The organism is Raineya sp. (assembly GCF_053497555.1).
The window spans coordinates 22854-38217 of record NZ_JBRCWE010000005.1 but is presented as its reverse complement, the minus strand read 5'-3'; the positions used below and the strand labels follow the sequence as shown (position 1 = coordinate 38217).

The window sequence follows — 15364 nt, the reverse complement described above, 5'->3', positions numbered from 1 at the left end:
ACTTTCTGGTCAATTTGTGGTCTGGAATTATTGCCTACAAGTTCCTAGATAAAAAGCCCACTATTAGAGATTTTCAAGAAAAAAATCTACTTACAAATTTTGAACTTTTTCAAGATATTGCCGCTTAACTCACGTTAAAATTATACGGAGTTGGGAAGGAGGTTCAAAGTTTGAATGGTTAAAAAATTGCCGATTTTCAAAAACTATCTCAATTTCTTAAAGCAAATTATCACAAAAAATGATAAATGTTCAGCATTGGAAATTTTTTTTGCTTGCTTGCCTTTTTTTTCCAGAATTGGCGGTTTCGCAATTCAATCCTGCGGGGGAGGAGTGGGTGTATAAAGTAAGCAAAGACGGCAACGAAGCCGCTGAAATCACTTTCCAGACAGATAAGCAATTACAAAATCTCAACAATACCAAATGCTATAAAATTACTACTCAAGCACGTATTACAGCCTTTTTGGGCGTTGTAAATGTGGATAATAAAATTACTTCTTGGGTAGAAAATCAGCGATTCAAGGCTCAAAAGGTGCATATTTATTATGATGATGGCAAAAGCAAAAACAATTATATCGTAGAATCCAAGCCACAACAAAAACAAATAGAAGCATATAGCCTTGAAAAACCCAAGGAAAAACGTCTTTTCCCTTGGATTGCCGATTGTGAAGATATTTGGAGTGTATTTTTTCAAATCCGACAAAAAGATTTTTCCAAACTCAAACCTAATGAAACTTTCAGCTACTGCCTCATAGCCAATGAAAACGGAAGCAAAGAAATTGTACTCAAATACTTGGGCAAAAAAGAAATGTCTTTGGGCAATAAAACCCAAGACTGCTACATACTTTCTTGGGTTTCGCCTAATATAGATGATGTAGAAATCAATTCCATTCGCATCGCTATCACCGCCGATAAAAACCAGATGCCCGCCAAAATGTATGCTAAAACGAAAAAAGGGTTTTTTCTGGGCGAACTGAAAAGTTTTAATAAAAAATAAATGTTGGGTATATTTTGTGGTAAGGAAACAGGATTTAGAACATTGGATATGTAGACAGAGTAAAACTTTTACCTCAAACGCTTAAACATTTGAACTTTTTGAACGTAAATATTTACAAATAAATTTAGCTTTCCACAAAGTTTTTGTAAATTGCTCAAACTATTTTTTCAAAGTTCTAACCCCAAATGTAAGCCCTGATGATATGTACTCGCCTTGGATTTTTTTTCTTTTGATGTTTCTGACAGGCAAAGAAGCAAAAGTTAATGCTATTTTTGAGCGTATGAGCGAAGAGGAAAAAGTTGCTCAAATGATAGCTACTGCCACAGGCAAGCTCGGAAAGCCCAAAAAAGAAGTTTTAGAAATTGTAAAAAAGCATCAGATTGGGGGTGTTTTGCTACTCAATGGCACTAAAGAAGAGTTTAAGCAGTATGTAAAAGAGTTTAATGCCGTCTCAAAAATTCCCATTTTGTATAGTGCCGATGCCGAACCCAGCCTTATCAATGCTAAAATAAAAGGCACAAAAAAGGTGAAGCCCACTGCTCAAATCAAAGATAGTGCCGAACTTGTACAAATTACAAGCGATATTTGCGATGAACTTTTGGAAATAGGCATTTATCACAATTTTGCCCCTGTTTGTGATGTTTCCACGCAAAACGAGGCTATCGGCAACCGTAGCTTTGGTAGCGATTCGGCTCGTATTATGAAAATGAGCGAAATTTTTATCAATACCTCCCGCAACAAGGGCATTATGGCTACTGCCAAACATTTCCCTGGACACGGCTTTGTGAAAGGCGATACTCACAAAAAGCTCGTTTACATTGATGGCGAAATGCGAGAAATAGGCATCTATAAGCATCTTATCGCCCAAGATGTTCCTTGCATTATGGTTGGGCATATTGCCATAAAAAATAACCCGCAGTATGATACGCAAGATTTGCCTGCTACTTGCTCTCGTAAAATTGTAACAGATTTGCTCCGCAAAGAGTTGGGCTTTCAAGGTATTATCATCACCGATGCAATGAATATGGGAGGCGTAAAAAATGTAAAAAATGCCTCTCTGGAAGCTATCAAGGCAGGTTGCGATATGGTACTAATGCCCGAAAACGAAGAGCAACTCATCAAAGATGTGCTCAAACTAATGAAAGAAGATGCACAATTCAGAGAGCAGGTGTACGAGTCGGTGAAGCGTATTTTACGCTACAAAGTAGCACTGGGCATTTTGTAGTTGTAGGGCAAACTAAAATCCTAACCCAAATCGCAAACCACTATTCAGGGGCTTTCCGTCCAAGAAACTCCAAAAATAATCTACTCGCAAAACTTTGAAAATGTGTTCTATGCCTGCACCTATTTCCAGATAGTTGCCATTGGTTTCCGTGAAAAGATAATTACAAGTAAAAACTTCTTGGATACGTGTCTTTTTCAGCAGGGGGATACGATTGAAAAAAAAGCCGTTGAAATGATGTTCAAAATGTACCCCTGCATATTTGCGAGCCGTACTAAAAGCATAATAATCCAAAAGTTGATAAGCCCGAAAACTGGGGAAAGCAAACATCACCCTACTGCCATCAAAATGCTGAAAATCTACAAAAGTAAGCGACTTTTTATTCAAAAAATCTCCTGCAAAAAGTTTGTAGTAGCCACTCCCTAAAAGTCCCTTTCGGTAAGTATCTGTAACGCCGAATTCTATTTGGTCAAAATCTACTTGGCTACCCAAAACCGATACACCTTTGCGATACCTAAACAAAAAAGTAGGAAAAGGCGAACGTATGCGTATGCGAGCATCAGGGCGATTGATATAACGCTGTTTGGGCGTATAACGCAACTCTACATTCCACAAAAAAGCAGTATTTTCGCCAAAATCCGTTTCAGAAAGTTCATTATTCAGGGGTGTATTGGGGCTGTAATCTCTTTGCACTCGTCTTGTCCAACTGAAATCCGTAGTGTTTTGAAGCATTTTTCTTTGAGCATATTCAGCAGAAGTATTTAGCAAAACACCATTCAAAATCTCTTTCTGATAGCTTATTTTCCCATACGTTTTTTCATAAAGTTTCATAAAGTTAAGTTTCTGCCAAAGTGTAGTAGTAGTATTGATAGAGGGCGAAATCACATCAGGATTGAACTGCTCCACAAACTTTCCGCCTTCTATGCTCCAACGCTCAAAACGCTTAGGATTGGCAAGATAACTTACATTAAGCCTTCCGTAAAACGCCTGACTGCTAAAACCATATCGCAAGGTGGGCGTAACCGAAAGACTGCGGTTTTCTTCAAATTCTTTGTTGTAGCCAATTTTCAGATTAGCTACCCAGCCTTCTACGGTATTGAAAGAAATATCGTTGAGTGGCGAGCCAAAAGAAAGGCTGTACTTTTTGTAAGAACTGCGATAAGTATAACCAAAAAGCAAAGCATTGATTTTGAAACGATTGGCGATTTTATCAATAGAATCCTTGTAAGGTTTGCTATTGCGAATAGCCTCCAAGCTATCTTTTTTGCGATAATCTTCGGCTTCTTTGATAAGCAAAGGAATAGGGCGAATGGCTTTCCAAAAAAGGCTATCTTTTTGATTAGACTCTTTTTCTACAATTACCCAATCGTTGCCAAAATGCTTTTCAGGAAATTGAGGGTTGAGCGTGTAGTTTCTATAAATTTTGTTGGTATAACCGCTCCCCCAAAAACCAAAAAGTTTGAAAGTAAAATTGAAATTTTGTGAAAAGAGTACCCATTCGCTATTTTTTTCGGGCTGGGTATAAATGATTTTCACGCTTCCTGTTCTGACAAAATCCGTAGGACGATTCTCGTCAAAGCTCAAATCTACGCTATGAATACGCCAAGTGTTTTCAGTAATGTAGATATGTCCTTCCCAAACGGGGTCTGTTTTGCGTTTGGGTATTACTTTGATTTTGTTAATGATATGACCATTCTCTTCAAATTGTCCTTCCCATTTGTATTCGTAATACAAGAAGGCAACATTAGAAATAGGTGAAATGAAGCCTCTTTCATAAATACCTTGCCCAACCAAATTTTGATAAAAATTAAAGTTCCAAGTTCCTGCCAAATTAAAGGAATAGGCTTTGCTATCGCCGCTTACTTTGGAAGCAACGACCACTTCTTTGTAGCGTCTTGGGCTTTTCTGATAGCTCACCTGCGATACACTTTCCGAAAGATACACAACCCCTGTATCCAGCCCTGCGGTGCTTTCGCCCAAAATACGTTCGGGTTTTTTATCCAATCGGAATAAAGTTTTTACATAGGCTTCGCACTGAAAATCAGGGCGTTCTTCCAAATATTTTTTTCGGTTTTTTTGAGCATTACGGATAACCTCGTCAGCATAATTTACAAATTTGCCCTGTACCGTAATGGCTTCTATTTCTTGTGTTTCCAGCTCCAAAGAAAAATCAAGGGTGTAGGTTTTAGCTTCTGCAAAAGTAATTTTCTGCATTTTGCTCTGATAGCTCGGAAACTGAACAATTACCTCGTATTCGCCCAAGGGAACAGCAAAGCTATAAAAGCCCGAGGCATTGCTGGTAGTACCAATAGTTGTATTTTTCAGATAAATACTTGCAAAGGCAAGAGGCTCATTTTTTTCGCCTAAAATTTTACCTTGTAAAATAGCTTTATTTTGAGCATTAAGCACAGAAATCCAAAAAAAGCCTACGATAAAGCCAATTAACCTCATAAAAACGCATTTTCCTCTAAAACGCAAAAATAGTAAAATAGTTGCAAAAATACATCTTTTCTTACGTAAAGCATTTCATTCTGCTTGCTGTATTTCCGTAGCTTGGCATAGATTTTGATTTTTGATTTTGAAATTTTATCATTTGAAGCATCTCTACTCCAATATTTTACGAAGCACTATTCTTTTAATTTCTATTTTGAAGCGATAGCAGGCAAAGCCCTGTAAGCATTATTTTCATTGCCTTGAAAATCAAGAAGCAAATTCTGCAAATCCCAGTAAGCAGTATAAAATAGTTTTCTAACAAAAATTGAACGTTTATGAAAAAGTGTTTTGCAATTCTGTTGCTAACGGCAATAGGCTTTTATGCCTACGCTCAAGCCCCGCGTATTACTTTCAAGTATCCTGTTCGTGTTTTTCAGGCAGGCGACTACGAAATTTCTTGGAAAGTAGAAGGCTCAAAAGTCAAGAGAATTTATTTGGAAAGATTTGTACCACCCAATAAAATGGAAATTGTTGAGGATAATCTGTTGCCCGAAGGTAGCCGTAAAGTGTTTTTCAACAAAGGTTTCAAGTATAAAATTGTTGCCGAAACCAAAAAAGACGTTAGGCAAATGGTTTCGCAAACCCGCTTTGAAGAACTACAAATCAGAAGGTTTCAAACCAATAAGAAAGAAATTCAAGAAGGGGAAGACGTTGAACTTTTTTGGGACGTTAGTCCTCCTATTTTCTCGGAAGTAGCTATTGAAAGCGGCGGAAAAGTAGTAGGCAAAAATTTAACCCCTGATAACAATTTCTTGAAAGTTCGCCCTGATACAAGCAGCTATTACACGCTCGTTGCCTCTATCAAAAATACCGACATCAAACTCCGTGATAGCATATGGATAGAGGTAAAACCTGTAGTGTATTTTTCTGTGCAAAGTTTTGTAACCGACCAAGATAGCCTACAACTGGAGTGGAAAATGAGCAATATGAAAAATATTCAAATTTATAGCACCACTACCTTGCTTAGTGAAAATGACTTGCAAAACGCTACTTTGCCCAAAAATTTCAAGAAAACGCTTTTGCTTGCCAATGCCCCCACGCAAGGTAGAAAAATGCTCAAACCGATTAGCAAAGGACAAAAAGAAGTTTATTTTTTACTTGTTGCCGAAAACGCCAATGGTAAGCAGTTTTTCTATCAAGTCAAGAGCAGTTTGTTTGATATGACTTCTGAACCACTGATGGCTTCTTCCAGCAAGTCAGAAAAAATTAAAATTATTTGTGAAGTAAATGGCAAACCTATCAAAGATTATTACAGCAAGTTTGTTTTAGCCGAAGGCAGTATGGTAAGTTTTTCTTGGAAGGTTCAGGGAGCAGAAAAAGTAAAAGTTTTGGATAATAGAGGAAAGGTTATTCACTCTGCCGATGAAGGCACACATCGTGTTACGCTTTTAGCTTCCAATCAGTTTGTGATAAAAGGAGAAAACGAAGATAACGAACAAGTAAAAGTTCTCAATTTCCTTGTCAAATCTCGTATTGCTTACATCAATAATATCAAAGACATCAGCCAGTTTTCTGCCAAAGATAAGTTCAAAATGGACGTTATTGAAGTAAATCGGAAAAATTATCCTAACGAAATGAAAATCAAAGTGATAGCTTACGATGAAAAAGGCAATTTCATTACAGGACTGGCAAAAGAGAAAAACAAGTATTTCAAAAAACTGATTGAAAGCGTTGAAGGCAAAAGAAGCGAAATTAGCCACTGGCAGGTACAAGAAATTACCGAAGAGGTTGGTAATGGATTAGCTTTGGGGCTTTGCTCAGATTATAGCGGCTCTATGAGTGGAGCGAGCATAGAAGTAATGGAAAGAGCCTTAAAAACTTTCCTCAACAGCAAATTCAAACTTGAAAAAGATTTGATTAGTATGACCAAATTTGACCATCATCTCAAAATAGTTGTTCCGCCCACAGCAGATAAAAATGAAATTTTGAGAACCTATAAATTTGTAGGACTTGACGGCTTCGGTGGTGGTACTGCCCTTTATGCAGGCATTGACGAAGCTATGAAAAGTCTGGAAAGCGTAAAAGATAAGGAAAAGTACATTGTAGTTTGCACCGATGGCTACGAAAACTCATCTTTTGAATATTTTGAAACACACGCCTTCAATGCTCAACAAGTAGCCTTAAAAGCACGCGAAAATGGCATCAAAATCATTACTGTTGCTTTTGGAGAAAGCACTAATGAGTCTGCTTTAAGAGCTTTGGCATACCTTACAGACGGCTATTTTTACAATGTGTATCAACCCGAAGACCTTATCGGGGTGTATCAAGAAATTCCCCGTTTGTTTAGACATTATTACCTCATTACTTACAAGCCCACGCAGAGAGATGGTTTAAGAGAGTTGCATCTGCAATATTTTAACAACGAAGAGGAAAGAACCACTATCAGACAAATTCAAATTGGCAATCAGTTCAATATCATAGATTTGGATACAGAAGGCGGTATTTTTGTGCGTGCAGGTGGGAATACAACCCCTTTATTCCCAGGCAAAAGAATGATTGTTAGCCCTCAGACCGTTGTGAATTTTGATTTCAACAAGGCAAATGTAGAAATAAAATACAGGGCAAATCTGCAAAATTATTTGAATTACTTACGCAAAAACCCTAATGCCTCTTTCGCTATCTACGGACACACCGACCTTGTAGGGGAAGCCAAGAGCCAAGAAAAATTAGGCTATGACAGAGCCGAAGCTGTAAAAGCCTTTTTTATACAGAATGGCATCAGCGAAAACCGCCTGAAAGTAAAATCCTATGGAAAAACAATGCCTATTTGGGGATTGGAGCTATACGCTTGGCAGGCACGTGAAAACCGAAGGGTAGAAATCGCAATTTTTCAGTAAATTACTCGAGGGGCAAAGCAAACTTGCCCCTTTTTGTATTTATTTACGTTCAAAAATCTCAAAACTTGGGTTCAAGACTTTGAGCGTTGTATCTCTCATTCATTTTTTCCAATTTTCTAAAATCCTATTTCCTGCTTCTTGTTTCCTGTTTCCCTATTACAAATTAGACCTAATCAATGCACCTTTTTATACCATAATGCTTTTGCAAAACTTAACAAAAACTTATTTTTGTGGTTTTATTAGCTTCAAACCACACAAACAATGATTGAACTCAAAATTGGGGGAGTACCTGAACATTTTAACTTGCCTTGGCGGCTGGCAATAGAAGAGGGCTTGTTTGAAAAAGAAAATATCATTTTGCAATGGATAGACCACGCAGGCGGCACAGGCTCAATGACCAAAGCTCTGCGAGAAAAAGAATTGGATTTGGCAATTTGTCTTACCGAAGGAATTGTAGCAGATATTGTAGCGGGCAACGGTGCCAAAATTGTCAAAATTTATGTCAAATCTCCGCTTACTTGGGGTTTGTATGTAAAAAAGGATAGCCTTTTCAGAAAGGTAAGCGATTTGGAAAACAAACGCATTGGTATCAGCCGTTTGGGTTCGGGTTCGCATCTGATGGCTTTCGTAAAAGCTCGTGATTTGGGTTGGGATACAGAAAAAATGCAATTTGTAGCACTCAAAAATTTGGAAGGTATCCGAGTAGGTATTGCCCAAAACCAAGCCGATTGGTTTATGTGGGAAAAAGTAATGACTCAGCCCTACGTAGATAGCGGCGAATTGCGACTGATTGATACTTGTGTTACCCCTTGGTCTTGCTTTGTGCTGGTTGTCAGAGAAGATATTTTGCAGAAGTGCCTGCCTTGTATTCGGAAAATTGCTCAGATTATCAATTTGTACGTTGAGGATTTCAAAAAACGCCCTCGTATTATAGAACTGCTTGCCGAACGCTATCAGATAGATTTGGAAGATACGGCTCACTGGCTTCACCAAACACAATGGGCTACCGATAATTTCATTCCGCCACAAATGATAGCTCAAGTACAAGAAACCCTTTTGGAACTCAAAATTATTCAGCAGATAAAACCTTATGAGCAAATTGTGCAAGTTTTAGACTAAAAGCACTTGTTTTTGATTGATTTTTCTGTATTTTTGTCAAAAATCCCCGATATGCCCAACCTTACCCAACTCAATCAGGATTTGGCTCAGCTCGTAGCAAAACGCATAGAACTTTCGCAAATTAGCTACGACGATACCCGCTACGATAGCATAGAAGAGGCGGTGCATCAGTTGGAAGATTCTTTTCTATCCAAATATGATGATTTTTTGGAAGATATATTTCTGGATATTCACGACGAATATTGCCCCGAAACCGAAGTGCTTTCGCCACTTGCCTACATTGCCCGTAAATATGTAAAAACATATAAAAATTTTGAAATCGCTGAAAATCAGGGAGTATGGGTAGAAATAGATGAAGCCCCCGAAAAAGAGGCTCATTTGGTACTTTTACCCAATCCCCTGCGAGTAGAGCTACATATCGGCAACTATAAAAAAATCGTTTGGCAAGCAGAAACCAATAATGCTACTTCTTAAACGCTCAATGCTGTATGCTTAAAAACATCAAAATTCGTTACATAGCGTATTTTTTCGGAGCAGTGCTACTCTTGCTTGCTTTGGTAAATTATTTGGTAGTAAGCACCATTGCTATCAAGCCTCAGCAAACGCAAATTATTGGCTATACCTTGCAAATCCGAGAAATTGCCAACCAAATGAAACTTACTTTGAGCATACTTTCCAACTTGGAATTTTACAACGAAAAACTCGCTGATGATATTCGCCGTTTAGAAGCCGCTTATAGCATTCGCTTTGCAGTACTTGAAAACGGCGGACAAGTAGAACATAACAACCAAAAACTCAATATCCCCAAACCCGACGATAAAGCAAAAGTAATTTTGCAAAAAATCAGAAGCCAATGGCAAGGATATAGTAAAGATGTTACCCTAATTACAGATAAGCTCACAGGCGGAAAAAGTGCCGATACGCTCAAATTAGACCAACAATTTGTAGCTGAAAAATATGCTCTTTTTGTAAATGCTCACGACCAACTCACGGCTCTCTATCAAGACCGCCTGGACGCCCAATATAGCCAACTCCAATGGGCATTCATCATTTTAGGTTTTCTCAACTTCCTGACAGTTGCAGGCATTTATTACGTTGTACGAAATCTGATTTTAGTGCCTATTTATGTAATTTCGCAGAGTTCTCGCCAGCTTGCTCGCGGAAATCTGGCGGAAAAAATCCCCTACAATGCCCGAAATGAAATTGGTTATATTGCTCAAAACATCAACGACCTTGCCGATATTTTGCAAAGTGCTACGGAGTTTTCTCGTCAGATTGGTCAGGGTAATTTGAATGTAGAGTATAAAGGAGATTTGAGCATTTTGCAAAACAAAGAAAGTATTGTTTCGGCTTTGGAGCTAATGCGTAACCAATTGCGAGAAGTCGCTCAAAAAGATTACGAGGAGCGTTGGACAAGCGAAGGAATTGCACAATTTTCCGAGCTATTGCGTAATCTGAACTATCAGAAAATAGAGGAGCTATGCTACGAGGTAGTCAAATTTGCAGTTACTTACATAGAGGCTCATCAAGGCATTTTGTTTGTACTCAATGATGATATTCCCAATATCAACGAACATTTTTTAGAACCCAAAGCCGCTTTCGCCGCCAATAAGCGTAAAATTTTCAAAGAAAGACTCAAAATTGGCGAAACACTTATAGGACAAGCATTTGCAGATAAAGAAACTATTTTCCTTGACCAAGTACCTGATACTTACGAAAAAATTATCTCTGCTCTTGGCAATAGCACGCCTCGCAATGTACTCATTGTGCCTATCATTTATCAGGAGCAAGCCGTAGGAGTTATGGAAATTTTATCTTTGGGCGAAATTCCAGCTTATAGAATTCGCTTTGCAGAGCGTTTGGCTGAAATTTTCGCTTCCACTCTTTCCAATGCCAAAGCCTACGAAAAGAGCCAAAAACTCTTTGTAGAGTCGCAAGAAGTAGAAAAACGCACAGCCCGCCGTGGATAAAAATTTTTGCTTAAAATTGTAGAAAAACCTTTGGTATAAGATGTCAGCAGAAAAAGCATTAGCAGTAATTTCTTTGGAAGAAATGGAATTTTTTGCCTATCACGGCTTTTATGAAGAAGAGCAAAAAATTGGCAACAAATACAGCGTTGATGTACATATTGAAGCCAATGTGAGCCGAGCCGTGTATTCCGATAAACTCGCCGATACGCTAAACTATGAGGCAGTTTATCAGATTGTTGCAGAAGAAATGCAAAAACCTACACGCCTTTTGGAGCATCTTGCTCAAAGGATTATAGATAGCATTTTGCAAAAATTTTCTATGGCTGAAAAAGTGAGTGTGAGTGTTTCTAAATTCAACCCACCCGTAGGCGGCGTATGCCGAAAAGCCAAAGTTTTTTTGCAAAAAAATAGAGCATAAGCAGAAAAAACTAAATTGCCCAATTTTTTGAAATACAACTTTTTTGAAGCAGTCAGTTTTTTTCTTACATTTGTGCAATGTTTTTTATGGTTTCACTAAAAAAAGGAGGTTACTATTAACAACAATGTACGCACACGGCAGGGTAAGGAGGAAGATACTCACCGTGTAAATGAGAAAATACGTGTTCCCCAAGTACGATTGGTGGGAGATAATGTAGAACAAGGCGTTTATGAAACCAAAGAAGCCTTACGAATTGCCCAAGAATTGGGTTTGGATTTGGTTGAAATCAATGCGAAAGCCAGTCCGCCTGTCTGTAAAGTTATTGATTACTCCAAGTTCAAATACGAGCAGAAAAAGAAGCAAAAAGAAATGAAAGCCAAAGCCCAAAAGACGGTTGTCAAGGAAATACGCTTTGGTCCTAATACAGACGAACACGATTTCAATTTCAAAGTAAAGCACGCCGAAAACTTCCTGAAAGAAGGTTGCAAAGTACGAGCCTATGTGCAGTTTGTGGGGAGAGCTATTGTGTTCAAAGAAAGAGGTGAAGAAATTTTGAAAAAATTTATAGAACTGCTCGATGAAGTAGGAAAAGTAGAACAACCTCTGCAAATGGAAGGCAAAAAAATGACCGTTTCGCTGGTGCCCAAACCTAAAAAATAAATTTTTCAATTCTTTTGATGAAAAACCTTGTAGAATTTCATTTTCCTACAAGGTTTTTTGTGTATTTTTTTGCAAAAAGTCTTGCAAAACTTTATTTTTAAGCCCTCACTAAACAACGCAAAAATTATGAAAGAGTTGCTCACCAAGTTTGAAAACAAGCCCCCTGAAATTGTTTTTGAGTGGCACGATTCGGAAACAGAAGCCAAAGGCTGGATAGTGATAAATTCTTTGCGTGGCGGTGCCGCAGGCGGCGGTACGCGTATGCGTAAAGGGCTAGACCGCCGCGAGGTGGAATCGCTTGCCAAAACAATGGAAATTAAATTCACCGTATCGGGTCCGCCCATTGGCGGAGCAAAATCGGGTATAGATTTTGACCCCCAAGACCCCCGAAAACACGAAGTCTTGAAACGTTGGTACAAGGTTGCTTTTGCTTTGCTCAAAAACTATTACGGCACAGGAGGCGATTTGAATGTTGATGAAATTCACGAAGTAATACCCATTACCGAAGAATACGGCTTGTGGCACCCCCAAGAAGGCATTGTTAATGGACATTACAACCCCAGCAAACCTGAGAAAATCCGCAAAATCGGGCAGTTGCGTCAGGGGGTATCTAAAATTATTGAAGATGCCCGCTACATTCCCGATGGAGCTAAACGCAAATATACCGTTGCCGATATGATTACAGGCTACGGTGTTGCCGAAGCTATCAGACATTTCTATACCCTTTGGGGCGGAGAGTTGAAAGGCAAAAAAGCCATTATACAAGGTTGGGGCAACGTAGGGGCTACCGCCGCCTTGTATCTTGCCAAAGAAGGAGCAAAAATTGTAGGGATTATTGATAGAGTAGGCGGTTTGCTGAACCCAAACGGATTTACGCTTGAAGAAATCAAGAAACTTTTTGCAGATAGAAGCAGTAATTTTTTGGTTGCCGAAAAACTAATTCCTTTTGAAGAAGCTAACGAAAAAATTTGGTCGGTAGGAGCAGAGATTTTCGTACCCGCCGCCGCCTCGCGTTTGGTTACCGAACAGCAAGCCAAACAACTTATTCAGAGTGGCTTGGAAGTAGTTTCTTGCGGAGCCAATGTCCCTTTTGCCGACCCTGAAATTTTCTACGGAAAAATAGCCCAATTCGTAGATAGCCAAGTTGCCCTTATTCCCGATTTTGTTGCTAATTGTGGTATGGCTCGCACCTTTGCCTACCTAATGAGCGAAAAAGGCTCTAATATTACCGACCAAGCCATTTTCTCAGATATTTCTGAAACAATTTTCAATGCTTTACAAAAAGTTCATCAGGGCAATACAGCCAAAACTTTGCTTTCTGAAAAAGCCTTTGAAATAGCACTGAAACAATTGGTGTAAAGTTTTTCCGCAAAAAGACAAAACATTTTTTGCCAAATTGCATTTTATTTAATAGTATTGTTTGCGAAATTTTTTTTAACCTTTAACCATCAGTCGTATGTCCCAAGAGTATGCAGAATTACACGTAGAAGGCAAAGTGTACAAATTGCCTGTGGTCAGAGGCACAGAAGGCGAAAAAGCCATTGATATTGCCAAATTACGCGACGAAAGTGGCTTTATTACCTTAGATACGGGTTACAAAAATACAGGTGCCACCAAAAGTGCTATTACTTTTTTAGACGGAGAAAACGGAATTTTACGCTACCGAGGCTATCCTATTGAGCAACTTGCCGAACATTCTACGTTTTTGGAAGTTGCTTTTTTGTTGATTTATGGCTATTTGCCCAAAAAAGCAGAGCTTGATAAATTCGTTCACGAAGTACGTACCCATACGATGGTGAATGAAGATATGCGTAAAATCTTTGATGGCTTCCCTGTCAATGCTCACCCAATGGGAGTTCTTTCGGCACTTGTTACTTCCCTTTCTGCCTTCTACCCAAAAGCTGTTGGTTTAGATGTAGAGAAAGAAAAGGAATATTTAGATTTGACTATCACTCGCATCATTGCCAAACTGCCAACTATTGCCGCTTGGTCTTACAAAAATTCGCAAGGGCATCCTCTCAACTATCCTAAAAATAGCCTGGATTATTGCTCCAACTTTTTGCATATGATGTTCAGCTTGCCCGTAGAACCCTACGAGGTCAATCCTGTGGTAGCAAAGGCACTGGACAAACTGCTTATCCTTCACGCCGACCACGAGCAGAACTGCTCTGCTTCTACGGTGCGTTTGGTTGGCTCTTCTCACGCAGGTTTGTACTCTTCTATTGCGGCGGGTATTGATGCCCTTTGGGGACCTCTGCACGGCGGAGCAAACCAAGAAGTAATTGAAATGTTGCAAGAAATTCACGATGCAGGAGGTAATGTAAAGCAATTTGTAGAAAAAGCCAAAGACAAAAACAGCGGTTTCCGTCTGATGGGCTTTGGGCATAGAGTGTATAAAAACTTTGACCCTCGTGCCAAAATCATCAAAAAAGCCGCCGATGATGTACTGAAAGCTCTCAATATCAACGACCCTCTCTTGGATATTGCCAAAGAGCTTGAACACGCCGCCCTCAACGACCAATACTTCATTGATAGAAAACTCTATCCCAATGTAGATTTCTATTCAGGCATTATCTACAAAGCCATAGGTATTCCTATCAATATGTTTACGGTGATGTTTGCTTTGGGACGCTTGCCCGGCTGGATTGCCCAATGGCTTGAAATGCGTAGAGCCAAAGAACCTATCGGCAGACCTCGCCAAATTTATATCGGCGAAACAGCTCGCGACTACGTACCCGTTGATAAGCGATAATTATTTTTCTCAAAACCTTATGGGCAAAAAGCCTATAAGGTTTTTCTATTCAAAAACTTCAAAATACTTTTCTCTAATGCCCATTGAATTTCCTGAAAAACTCAAACCTTTTGAAACGAAACTCCTGCAAAGCCAAACCACAGCTATACAAATTCTTATGAAAAACGGCTCTCATCTGGAGCCTTGGCAAAGTAAAATTGGCGGTATGCCATTTTTGCCGCTTGGAGTAGAATATCCCAAGGATTTACAAGGAAAATATATGTATCTGCTTGCTCAAATCAATTTTGAGGAAGTTCCCCAAGCCATTGAGTTTTTACCCAAGAAAGGGCTTTTGCAATTCTATATCGCTGATGATGAAATGTATGGATTTAATTATGACAATCCAACTGCACAAGAAAATTTCAAAGTACTATTTTTCCCTGATGTAGATTACCACACTTATCAAAGAGATTTGCCACGTTTAGAAAAACCTGAATACTTGCCCATTTTTGAGCCTTTCAATGCTGTTGCTCTCGATTTTCAGCCCCGCAAGGAATACATTGGCTTCTCAGATTACAGAATAATGCAAATCTTGGGCGAAGCCTATGAGGCGTTTGAAAATGTCTTGTACGAATACGGAGATGAGTATTTGTGGTTTGCAAGAGAATTTGATGCCCCGCTGGAAACTGAAAAAATAGGCGGATATGCTTCTTTTACCCAAGAAGACCCTCGCAAAACAAAGGAATCGCTCCAATCATACGACTTCTTACTTTTGCAACTCGCCAGCAACGATATTATGCAATGGGGCGATATGGGCGTAGCCAATTTTTTTATTAACTCCGAAAACCTAAAACAACAAGATTTTTCTGATATTCTTTACACTTGGGATTGTGCCTGAAAATAACAAAAATTTCTGTCAA

At 39.0% G+C, this 15364-nt stretch carries 12 protein-coding genes; 11 read left to right on the top strand and 1 reads right to left on the bottom strand.

Annotated elements, in window-relative coordinates:
- Positions 1-238: 238 nt before the first annotated feature.
- Both ACWITO_RS00545 and ACWITO_RS00540 read left to right on the top strand, forming a co-directional pair.
- Positions 239-994 carry a DUF3108 domain-containing protein gene (locus ACWITO_RS00545; protein WP_448528054.1) on the top strand — a complete coding sequence of 252 codons (756 nt, stop codon included), beginning with the start codon at positions 239-241 and terminating at the stop codon, positions 992-994.
- Between the two features lie 202 nt (positions 995-1196).
- Positions 1197-2219: a glycoside hydrolase family 3 protein gene (locus ACWITO_RS00540; RefSeq protein WP_448528053.1), complete on the top strand. Its 1023-nt coding sequence runs from the start codon at positions 1197-1199 to the stop codon at positions 2217-2219.
- A 12-nt stretch (positions 2220-2231) separates the two neighbouring features.
- Here ACWITO_RS00540 and ACWITO_RS00535 read toward each other — a convergent pair whose 3' ends face one another.
- On the bottom strand, positions 2232-4667 hold the full coding sequence (locus ACWITO_RS00535; protein ID WP_448528052.1) for a DUF5686 and carboxypeptidase regulatory-like domain-containing protein: 2436 nt from the start codon (positions 4665-4667) through the stop codon (positions 2232-2234).
- 317 nt (positions 4668-4984) lie between these two features.
- On the opposite strand from ACWITO_RS00535, the gene ACWITO_RS00530 reads away from it, so the two are divergent.
- From ACWITO_RS00530 to ACWITO_RS00490, 9 genes are all read left to right on the top strand, one after another.
- Positions 4985-7546: an OmpA family protein gene (locus ACWITO_RS00530; RefSeq protein WP_448528051.1), complete on the top strand. Its 2562-nt coding sequence runs from the start codon at positions 4985-4987 to the stop codon at positions 7544-7546.
- A 261-nt stretch (positions 7547-7807) separates the two neighbouring features.
- Positions 7808-8665, top strand: coding sequence for an ABC transporter substrate-binding protein (locus ACWITO_RS00525; protein WP_448528050.1), 858 nt, complete (start codon positions 7808-7810; stop codon positions 8663-8665).
- Between the two features lie 51 nt (positions 8666-8716).
- Positions 8717-9139: a hypothetical protein gene (locus ACWITO_RS00520; RefSeq protein WP_448528049.1), complete on the top strand. Its 423-nt coding sequence runs from the start codon at positions 8717-8719 to the stop codon at positions 9137-9139.
- Positions 9140-9153: 14 nt separating this feature from the next.
- A complete protein-coding gene (locus ACWITO_RS00515) occupies positions 9154-10635 on the top strand; it encodes a GAF domain-containing protein (RefSeq protein WP_448528048.1) in 1482 nt (493 codons plus the stop codon).
- A 40-nt stretch (positions 10636-10675) separates the two neighbouring features.
- The gene (gene folB / locus ACWITO_RS00510) at positions 10676-11053 is read left to right on the top strand and encodes a dihydroneopterin aldolase (RefSeq protein ID WP_448528047.1); all 378 of its coding nucleotides are present in this window, start codon (positions 10676-10678) and stop codon (positions 11051-11053) included.
- A 114-nt stretch (positions 11054-11167) separates the two neighbouring features.
- The gene (infC, locus tag ACWITO_RS00505; RefSeq protein ID WP_448528056.1) at positions 11168-11713 is read left to right on the top strand and encodes a translation initiation factor IF-3; all 546 of its coding nucleotides are present in this window, start codon (positions 11168-11170) and stop codon (positions 11711-11713) included.
- Positions 11714-11839: 126 nt separating this feature from the next.
- Positions 11840-13072, top strand: coding sequence for a Glu/Leu/Phe/Val dehydrogenase dimerization domain-containing protein (locus ACWITO_RS00500; protein ID WP_448528046.1), 1233 nt, complete (start codon positions 11840-11842; stop codon positions 13070-13072).
- Positions 13073-13169: 97 nt separating this feature from the next.
- The gene (locus ACWITO_RS00495) at positions 13170-14465 is read left to right on the top strand and encodes a citrate synthase (protein ID WP_448528045.1); all 1296 of its coding nucleotides are present in this window, start codon (positions 13170-13172) and stop codon (positions 14463-14465) included.
- Between the two features lie 76 nt (positions 14466-14541).
- Positions 14542-15342 carry a YwqG family protein gene (locus tag ACWITO_RS00490; RefSeq protein ID WP_448528044.1) on the top strand — a complete coding sequence of 267 codons (801 nt, stop codon included), beginning with the start codon at positions 14542-14544 and terminating at the stop codon, positions 15340-15342.
- Positions 15343-15364: the final 22 nt, after the last annotated feature.